At 73.8% G+C, this 8003-nt stretch carries 10 protein-coding genes; 6 read left to right on the forward strand and 4 right to left on the reverse strand.

Going from position 1 to position 8003, the window contains the following annotated elements:
* Nucleotides 1-47 precede the first annotated feature (47 nt).
* On the forward strand, nt 48-626 hold the full coding sequence (locus A6Q81_RS12290; RefSeq protein ID WP_067860278.1) for a TetR/AcrR family transcriptional regulator: 579 nt from the start codon (nt 48-50) through the stop codon (nt 624-626).
* Nucleotides 627-676: 50 nt separating this feature from the next.
* On the opposite strand, the gene A6Q81_RS12295 is transcribed toward A6Q81_RS12290, so the two are convergent.
* Nucleotides 677-1345: a hypothetical protein gene (locus A6Q81_RS12295; protein ID WP_144433806.1), complete on the reverse strand. Its 669-nt coding sequence runs from the start codon at nt 1343-1345 to the stop codon at nt 677-679.
* A gap of 64 nt (nt 1346-1409) precedes the next feature.
* On the opposite strand from A6Q81_RS12295, the gene A6Q81_RS12300 reads away from it, so the two are divergent.
* A complete protein-coding gene (locus tag A6Q81_RS12300; protein WP_286690627.1) occupies nt 1410-2045 on the forward strand; it encodes a TetR/AcrR family transcriptional regulator in 636 nt (211 codons plus the stop codon).
* 39 nt (nt 2046-2084) lie between these two features.
* On the opposite strand, the gene A6Q81_RS12305 is transcribed toward A6Q81_RS12300, so the two are convergent.
* Genes A6Q81_RS12305 through A6Q81_RS12315 form a run of 3 tightly spaced genes read right to left on the reverse strand, consistent with a single transcriptional unit; the run spans nt 2085 to nt 4800 of the window.
* The gene (locus A6Q81_RS12305) at nt 2085-2852 is read right to left on the reverse strand and encodes an enoyl-CoA hydratase/isomerase family protein (RefSeq protein ID WP_286690628.1); all 768 of its coding nucleotides are present in this window, start codon (nt 2850-2852) and stop codon (nt 2085-2087) included.
* A gap of 33 nt (nt 2853-2885) precedes the next feature.
* Nucleotides 2886-3647: an SDR family NAD(P)-dependent oxidoreductase gene (locus tag A6Q81_RS12310; RefSeq protein ID WP_286690629.1), complete on the reverse strand. Its 762-nt coding sequence runs from the start codon at nt 3645-3647 to the stop codon at nt 2886-2888.
* 13 nt (nt 3648-3660) lie between these two features.
* Complete coding sequence (locus tag A6Q81_RS12315) at nt 3661-4800, reverse strand: acyl-CoA dehydrogenase family protein (protein WP_286690630.1); 1140 nt, start codon at nt 4798-4800, stop codon at nt 3661-3663.
* Nucleotides 4801-4936: 136 nt separating this feature from the next.
* Here A6Q81_RS12315 and A6Q81_RS12320 point away from each other — a divergent pair, with 136 nt between their 5' ends.
* From A6Q81_RS12320 to A6Q81_RS12335, 4 genes are all read left to right on the forward strand, one after another.
* Nucleotides 4937-5902, forward strand: coding sequence for a sensor domain-containing diguanylate cyclase (locus A6Q81_RS12320; RefSeq protein WP_286690631.1), 966 nt, complete (start codon nt 4937-4939; stop codon nt 5900-5902).
* A 9-nt stretch (nt 5903-5911) separates the two neighbouring features.
* The gene (locus A6Q81_RS12325; RefSeq protein ID WP_286690632.1) at nt 5912-6613 is read left to right on the forward strand and encodes a lysoplasmalogenase family protein; all 702 of its coding nucleotides are present in this window, start codon (nt 5912-5914) and stop codon (nt 6611-6613) included.
* Nucleotides 6610-7422, forward strand: a complete 813-nt coding sequence (locus A6Q81_RS12330; RefSeq protein WP_286690633.1) for a lysophospholipid acyltransferase family protein — start codon at nt 6610-6612, stop codon at nt 7420-7422. Before A6Q81_RS12325 ends, A6Q81_RS12330 begins: the two co-directional genes overlap by 4 nt.
* A 71-nt stretch (nt 7423-7493) precedes the next feature.
* A partial coding sequence (locus tag A6Q81_RS12335) for an alpha/beta fold hydrolase (protein ID WP_286690634.1) occupies nt 7494-8003 on the forward strand: 510 nt, incomplete at its 3' end.

Raw genomic sequence — 8003 nt, forward strand, 5'->3', positions numbered from 1 at the left:
GGTACTGAGGAGGCGTCTTGGGTACTCGGCCGCGGTAGGGTCGGGGTATGGTCCGTCCGACGAGCGTCGCTGCCCGCGACGACGCGCGCCGCCAGTCGCTGCTCGACGAGCTGATCCCGCTCTTCCACGCGGAGGGCTTCCTGGTGTTCAGCCTGGAGGACCTCGCCCGGCGACTCGGCTGCTCGAAGTCGACGCTCTACGTCGTCGCGCCGAGCAAGGAGCAGATCATCCAGGCCACGGTGCGCGAGTCGTTCCGGCGCTCGACCGACGCCGTCGAGCGACGGGTGGCCGCCGAGCCCGACCGTGGACGCCGGATCAGCGTCTACCTCGACGCGATCGCCGAGGAGCTGGCTCCCGCCGGGCCGACGTACTTCGCCGACCTCGACGCCTACGAGCCGGCCCGCGAGGTCTACCGCAACAACGTCCGTCTCGCGGCCCAGCGGGTCAAGGAGCTGGTGGAGGCGTCGGGCCGACGTCGGCTCGACCCGCGCTTCGTCGGCTCGGTCGCCGGGCTCGTGCTCGAGGCCATCCACCGCGGTGCCGTGGAGGCCGACACCGGCCTCGACGACGCTGCCGCCTTCCACCAGCTGGCCGTCCTCGTCGACCACGCCACCCGCACCACCTGACCCCGTCTCCTCTTCCGCATCCTGTGGAGAGGGCTGGACTGCGGGAGGGGCTAGCGGGAGGTGAGGTCCGGGAGCAGGACCGGGCCGGTCTTGCGGTCGAGGTTGGCGACGTGCTGCTCCATGCGGCCGATCGAGCCGACCAGCTGGTCGAGCACGTCGGCGACGGTCGCGATGGCGGTGGCAGCCGCCGTGAGCTGCTCCAGCTGGCCGGGCAGGGGCCGGGCCGACGTGGCGAGGGAGTCGATCGGCTCCTGCAGCCCCTGCAGCGACGCGAGCTGGGACTCCAGCCCGTCGATCTGCTCACGCAGGGCACGGATGTCGCCGCCCACGGAGCCGAGCGGCTCGGCCGCGCCGGCCACGCGGTCGGCCGCCGACACCACCCCGTCGGCCGTCGCGCCGAGGGAGCGGGCGACGTCGAGCAGCTGCGTCAGCTGGTCGCCGACCTCGGGCAGCACCGCGACGGCCTCGAGCACCGGCGGCACCACGCGCGCGACGTTGCCGTCGATGCGCTCGACCTGGTCGAGCGTGCGCGGCGACCGCTCGGCGGACTCGGTGAGCTCGGGCAGCGCGACCCCGGCGGCGGCGAGGCGCGGGAGGAACGGGAGCAGGATCACCAGGCCGACGATCAGCATGGTCAGCACGGCGATCAGCTGCACGGCGACGACGCGGGCGGCCCAGGCGGGCATGGACGCGAACGGGTTCATCAGGACCTCCAGCACGATGGTGACTGCTACGCACTGTAACGGTTACACGCTGTCACAGCATCGCGGTTAGGCTGTGGCCATGACCACGACGGGGGACGGACGCGCGAGCCGCTGGGCCGGGCACCGCGAGCAACGCCGCGAGGAGATCGTCGAGCGGGCGGTCGCGGTGATCGACGCCGAGGGCGCCGACGCACCGGTCGAGTCGATCGCCCGCGCCTGCGGCGTCACCCGGCAGGTGCTCTACCGCCAGTTCGACCACCGCCACGACCTCGACGTCGCGGTCGCCGACCGGATCGTGTCGATGCTGCTCGACCACGTGATCGTGCGCATGACCACCGACGACGGCGTGGAGGCCGGCCTGCGCGGCACCATCGACGCCTACCTCGACTTCGTGCTCGAGCACCGACCGCTCTACGACTTCGTCCGGGCGCTCCCCGCCGCACCCGGGTCCGGCAGTCCGGTCGACCGCATCACCGACGTCGTCGTGACGGTCGTGGCGACGCTCGCGGGCGAGCTCATCGGCTCCGACGCCGCCGCCCGCCTCCCGCTCCGCGACGTCTACGCGACGGGACTGGTGGGCCTGGCCGACGCCGTCGTCTCACGCTGGCTCGCCGACCCGGGCGCCCGCACGCGCGAGGAGCTCGTCGACACCTTGGTCGACGTGCTCCAGCTGTGCATCCAGCCCGTCCTGGCCCAGGCCGCCGGCCGCACCTGACGCCCCTCGCGCCACGACGGGCCCGGCCGGGCCGAGCCGCTAGCGTCCGCGGGACAGGAACCGCGTGATCAGGGCCGCGCTCTCGGGCTCCGCGACCGACGTGGCGATGGTGCGCGCCTCGCGGTCGAGCTGCTCCGACAGCGGCGTCCCGAAGGAGTTGCGCACGAGCCGACGCGCCCGGCCGAACGCCCGCGCGGGACCGTCGGCCAGACGCCGGGCCAGCGCGTGCGCCTCGCCGGCGACGTCCTCGTCGTCGACGACGCGCGTGACGATCCCCCACTCCTGCGCCTCCTCGGCGGAGAGCCGGCGCGGCGTCAGCGTGAGCTCCAGCGCGCGCTGCAGGCCCACCACACGCGGGAGCAGCCACGACTGCCCGCCGTCGGGTGTCAGGCCGACCGACGTGTAGGCGGTGACGAACGCGGCCGACCGGCCGGCCACCACGAGGTCACCGCCGAGCACGAGCGACAGGCCGGCGCCCGCCGCCGCACCCTGCACCCCGACGACGACCGGCTTCTCGAGCCCGTCGAGCAGCCGGACGCCGACGTGCAGCGCGTCGGCGAGCTCCTGCAGGAACGCCGAGCGGTCGGGCGCCGCGTCCATCGCCCCGAGGTCGCCGCCGGCGCAGAACATCCGACCCCGACCCGTGAGCAGCACCACCCGAACGGCGTCGTCGTCGCGCACCTGCGTGAGCACGTCGGCGAACGCGGCCGTGAAGGGCAGGTCGATCGTGTTGGAGGCGTCCGGACGGTTCAGCTCGACGTGGGCGACGCCGTCGTCGACCGTGAGCAGGACGGGGGCGTCAGTCATGGGCCCAGTGTCCCGGTGCGTCCGCCGCCTCGCTCATCGCGGGGCCATGCGCAGCGAGCCGTCCATGCGGATGGTCTCGCCGTTGAGGTAGTCGTGCTCGACGATCATCCGGACGAGCTGCGCGTACTCGTCGGGGCGGCCCAGGCGCTGCGGGAACGGCACGCCCTTCGCGAGCGCGGCGCGGATCTCCTCGCCGACCGTGGCGAGCATCGGGGTGTCGATGATGCCCGGCGCGATCGTGTTCACACGGATGCCGTACTGCGCGAGGTCGCGGGCCGTGGGCAGGGTCATGCCGACGACGCCGCCCTTGCTCGCCGAGTACGCGGCCTGGCCGATCTGGCCGTCGAACGCCGCGATGGACGCGGTGTTGACGACGACGCCGCGCTGGCCGTGCTCGAGCGGCTCCGTGGCGGCCATCGCCTCGGCCGCGACCGCGAGCACGGTGAAGGTGCCCACGAGGTTGACGTTGACGATGCGCGCGAAGAGGCCGAGGTCGTGGATGCCCTGGCCGCCCTTGCCGAGCACGCGACCGGCGGTGCCGATGCCGGCGCAGCTGACCGCGACGCGCAGCGGTGCCTGCTCCGAGGCGGCCGCGACGGCGGTGCGCACCTGCGCCTCGTCGGTCACGTCGGCCTCGACGTACGTGACGCCCTCGACGTCGGGCGCCTTCTCGATGGACTGCGCCAGGTCGACCGCCACGACGGCCGCGCCGGCGGCGGCCAGCTCGGCAGCGGTCGCGGCGCCGAGTCCCGACGCGCCACCCGTGACGACGGCGGAGGTTCCGGTGAGCTGCATGGGTTCCTTCTTCCTACTTCAGGTGCCGGCTGATGACGAGCCGCTGGATCTGGTTGGTGCCCTCGAAGATCTGCATGACCTTGGTCTCGCGCATGTAGCGCTCGACGGGGAAGTCCTTGGTGTAGCCGGCGCCGCCGAGCACCTGGACGGCGTCGGTGGTCACCTTCATGGCGTTGTCGGTGGCGACGAGCTTGGCGACCGACGCGGCCCGCCCGTACGGACGTCCGGCGTCCTTCAGCCGGGCGGCGTGCAGGTAGGTGGCACGCGCGGAGTCGACGGCCGCGGCCATGTCGGCCAGCAGGAAGCCGAGCCCCTGGTGGTCGATGATGGCCCGCCCGAACGCCTCACGCTCCTGGGCGTACGCGACGGCGGCGTCGAGGGCGCCCTGCGCGACGCCGACCGCCACCGCGGCGATGCCGAGCCGTCCGGCGTCGAGGCCGGCGAGTGCGATGGCCAGGCCCTGACCCTCGGCGCCGAGCCGTCGCTCCGCGGGCACCCGGACTCCGTCGAACAGCATCGTGGCCGTCGTGGAGGACATGAGCCCCATCTTCTGCTCGGGCACGTCGGCCGTGAGGCCTTCGGCGTCGGCCGGGACGAGGAAGCAGGAGATGCCCCGCCCCTTCTCGTCGGACGTGCGGGCCATGACCTTGTAGAAGTCGGCCTGCCCGCCGTGGGTGGTCCAGGCCTTCGCGCCGGTGATGACGTAGTCGTCGCCCTGGCGGACCGCCTTGGTCCGCATCGCGGCCGGGTCGGAGCCGGCGTGCGCCTCGGAGAGGCAGTAGGCACCCAGCAGGTCACCCCCGAGCAGGTCGGGCAGCCAGCGCTGCCTCTGCTCGTCGGTGCCGGCCTCGGCGAGCCCGAAGCAGGAGAGCGCGTGGACGCTCACCCCGACGCCGACGGCCGCCCAGGCCGAGGCGATCTCCTCGACGACCTGCAGGTAGACCTCGTACGGCTGGCCTCCGCCGCCGAGCTCCTCGGGGTAGGGCAGGCCCAGCAGGCCGGCACGGCCCAGCAGCGCGAAGACGTCACGCGGGAACGTCGCGGTGCGCTCGGCCTCGTCGACGCGCGGGCGCAGCTTGTCGTCGACGAGCTCGCGCGTGAGGGCGATGAGGTCGGCCGACTCGGGGGTCGGCATCAGACGATCGGCGGGCATGGCGACCTTTCCGGCGACGGGGGACGACGACGTCAGCGTACCAGGACGGATACTGTCGCTCCCTCTTTGGTACTGCCTCGATGTCTTCGGCGGAACTCGACCAGCAGGCGGCCGGAACCTTGGCAGGATGGTCGTCATGGAGCCGCTCTCCCCCGCCACGGGGACCGACACCTTCAGCGCCGTCGCGAACCGCGTCGTGGAGTACCTGAGGCGCAGCACGCCGATCAGCGACTGGTCGGTCAACCGACGGATCGAGGGCGAGCAGGTCTTCCTGCACACCACCAACGGCACGCTCGTGCGGGTCGGCGACCGTCGGCCGTGGGACCAGTCCTACTGCCACCGGGCCTTCGACCTCGGGGCCGACGCGATCGTCGACGACGTGACCACGCACCCGCAGTACAGCGACCTGCGCATCGGGGCCACCCGCAGCTACGCCGGCGTGCCGATCCGCGACCCCGAGGGCGAGATGTTCGGCATGCTCTGTGGTTTGGGCGTCGACCCGCTCGACGGTGCTGACGTCGACGCCGAGCTGCTCGCCGTCCTGGGCGACCTGCTCGGCGCGCACCTGTCGCTCGCCCGCCGGGCCGAGAGCGACGACCGCGAGCGGCGCACCGCGGAGGCCCTGGCCCAGACCGACGCGCTCACGGGCCTCGTCAACCGCCGTGGATGGGACTCCGTGCTCGCCGACGCCGGGGTCCGAGCGAGCGCGTACGGCGACCTCGCCGCGGTGGTGCTGTGCGACCTCGACGGCCTGAAGGACGTCAACGACCGCGACGGGCACGCCGCCGGCGACACCCTCCTGCAGCGCACCGCGCACGCGCTGACCAGGGCCCGCGGCGCGCACGACACCCTCGCGCGGTACGGCGGCGACGAGTTCGTCGTCCTGGTGGAGGACGTGTCGCCGAGGCTGCTCAGCCGGACGCTGCAGCGCTACCGCGACGCGCTGGAGCACGAGGGCGTGGAGGCCTCCTTCGGGTGGTCGCTCGTCTTCCCCGGCGACGAGCCGGTCGACCTGGCGTTCCAACGCGCCGACCGGTCGATGTACGAGGACAAGCGGGCCCGCCGCGCCGCACGACGCGAGCCCGACACCGCCGCCGGGTAGCCTGCGCCGATGGACGAGCGGCACAGCGGCGGGTGGCGAGGGATCCCGTTCCTGGTCGCGTTCGTCGCCGTGCTGTCGGTGCACCTGGTGCTCCTCGCGGCCGACGCGAGCCCGTGGGACAGCGTCACGAAGTGCCTGCTCGCACCTGTGCTCGTGGCGTGGGTCGTCGCCGCGCGGGGTCCGGGGCTGCTCGTGGCCGCGCTCGTGCTGTGCCTCGGCGGCGACCTCCTGCTCGAGGTCGAGGGGCTGTTCGTCGCCGGCATGGCCTCCTTCGCAGCGGCCCACGTCTGCCTCGTCACGCTGTTCGTGCGCGCCGGTGCGGTGCGGGAGCGTCGCCCCCACCCGCTCCTGGTGACGACGTATCTCCTCGCCGGCGTCGCCCTCGTCGCGTGGGCGTGGGGCGGCCTCGCCGCCGACCTGCGTCCGGTCGTGCCGGTCTACGCCGTGCTGTTGCTCGCGACCGCCGTCACGTCGTCGTGCGTCGACGTGCTGGCGGGCGTCGGGGGTGCCCTGTTCCTCATCTCCGACGGGCTGATCGCCCTGGGCGAGGCAGGCCGCGTCGACCCGGGGTCGGCCACGGTGTCGGTGGCCGTCATGGTCCTCTACGGCGCGGCGATCGCGCTGCTGACGGCCGGCGCGCTGCGCGTGTCGGGCGACCTGTCCACGAGCGGGCCCGTCCTCCGTCAGCCCAGCGGCGAACCCCTGACGTGAGACCCGACCCGACCCGACCCGCACGGGCGACGCACAGCACCGACCTGACCTATCGCTGGGTGAACCGCGCCGGCGCTCTGCTGCTGCGTGCGTGGGGCGTGCGGCTGCGGGCTCGTGGGCTCGAGCACCTGCCGCGCGACGGTGCCGCGGTGCTGGCCGCGAACCACACCGGCTACCTCGACTTCGTGCTGCTGGAGTGGGCGGCGCGCCAGCGGGGACGACTCGTGCGGTTCATGAGCAAGGCGTCGGTCTTCGACGCCCCCGTCGTCGGCCGGCTCATGCGCGCGATGGGGCACGTGCGGGTCGAGCGCTGGACGGGTGCGAGCGCCTACCGCCACGCCCGGCGCCTGGTGACGTCGGGCGAGGTCGTGGGGGTCTTCCCCGAGGCCACCATCTCGCGCTCGTTCCGCATCAAGCGGCTGAAGCCGGGGGCCGCAGCGCTCGCCCTGCACGCCACCCGGACGACCGGGGTCGTCGTCCCCGTCGTGCCCTGCGTCGTGTGGGGCGGGCACCGGCTGCTCACGGTCGACGGACGTCGCACGCTGCGCCGCGGGGTGGCGGTCGACGTCGTGGTCGGCGAGCCGCTCCTGCCGCGTGAGGGCGAGTCGGTGGCGGAGCTGACGGCGCGGCTCAGGGAGGCGCTGGAGCGGCTGCTCGACGACGCCGTCGAGCACTACCCGCAACAGCCGCGGTCCGAGGCCGACCGGTGGTGGGTCCACGCCGACCGCGGCGGCACCGCTCCCGACGTGGCCACCGGCGCCGCGCTCGACCGCGCGGCACTCGAGCGCGCGGGCGCTCCCTCGGACTGACCCGGCGACCCGCCAGCGTGTCCTGGGGACGACGAGGCGCAGGAGCCCCTCTCGTGCGCCACGATGTGCTCATGGCCTTCTCCGAGACCACTGCCGTCGCGATCGGCGACCTCACGTTCGACGTCCGGATCGCCGGGCCAGACGACGGGACGCCGGTCGTGCTGCTGCACGGGTTCCCGACCACGTCGCTCTCGTGGTCGTCCGTGGTACCCGCGCTCGCCGACGCCGGCCTGCGCGTCGTTGCCCCCGACCAGCGGGGCTACTCCCCCGGCGCCCGGCCGGCGGAGGTCGCGGCGTACGCCACCGACCGCCTGGCGCAGGACGTCGTGAGCCTCGCCGACGCGCTCGGGCTCGACCGCTTCCACCTGGTCGGGCACGACTGGGGCGCGGCCGTCGCGTGGTACGTCGCCGCGCATCATGGCCACCGACTGGAGACCCTGACCACCTTCTCGGTGCCGCACCTGGCCGCCTACAACGCGGCGCTCGCCCACGACGCCGACGCCCGCGAGCGCGGCTCCTACATCCGGCTGTTCCGCCAGGAGGGGACGGCCGAGGACCTCCTGCTCGCCGACGACGCCCGC

Source organism: Aeromicrobium sp. REDSEA-S38_B2 (assembly GCF_001628525.1).
GTDB lineage: Bacteria > Actinomycetota > Actinomycetes > Propionibacteriales > Nocardioidaceae > Aeromicrobium > Aeromicrobium erythreum.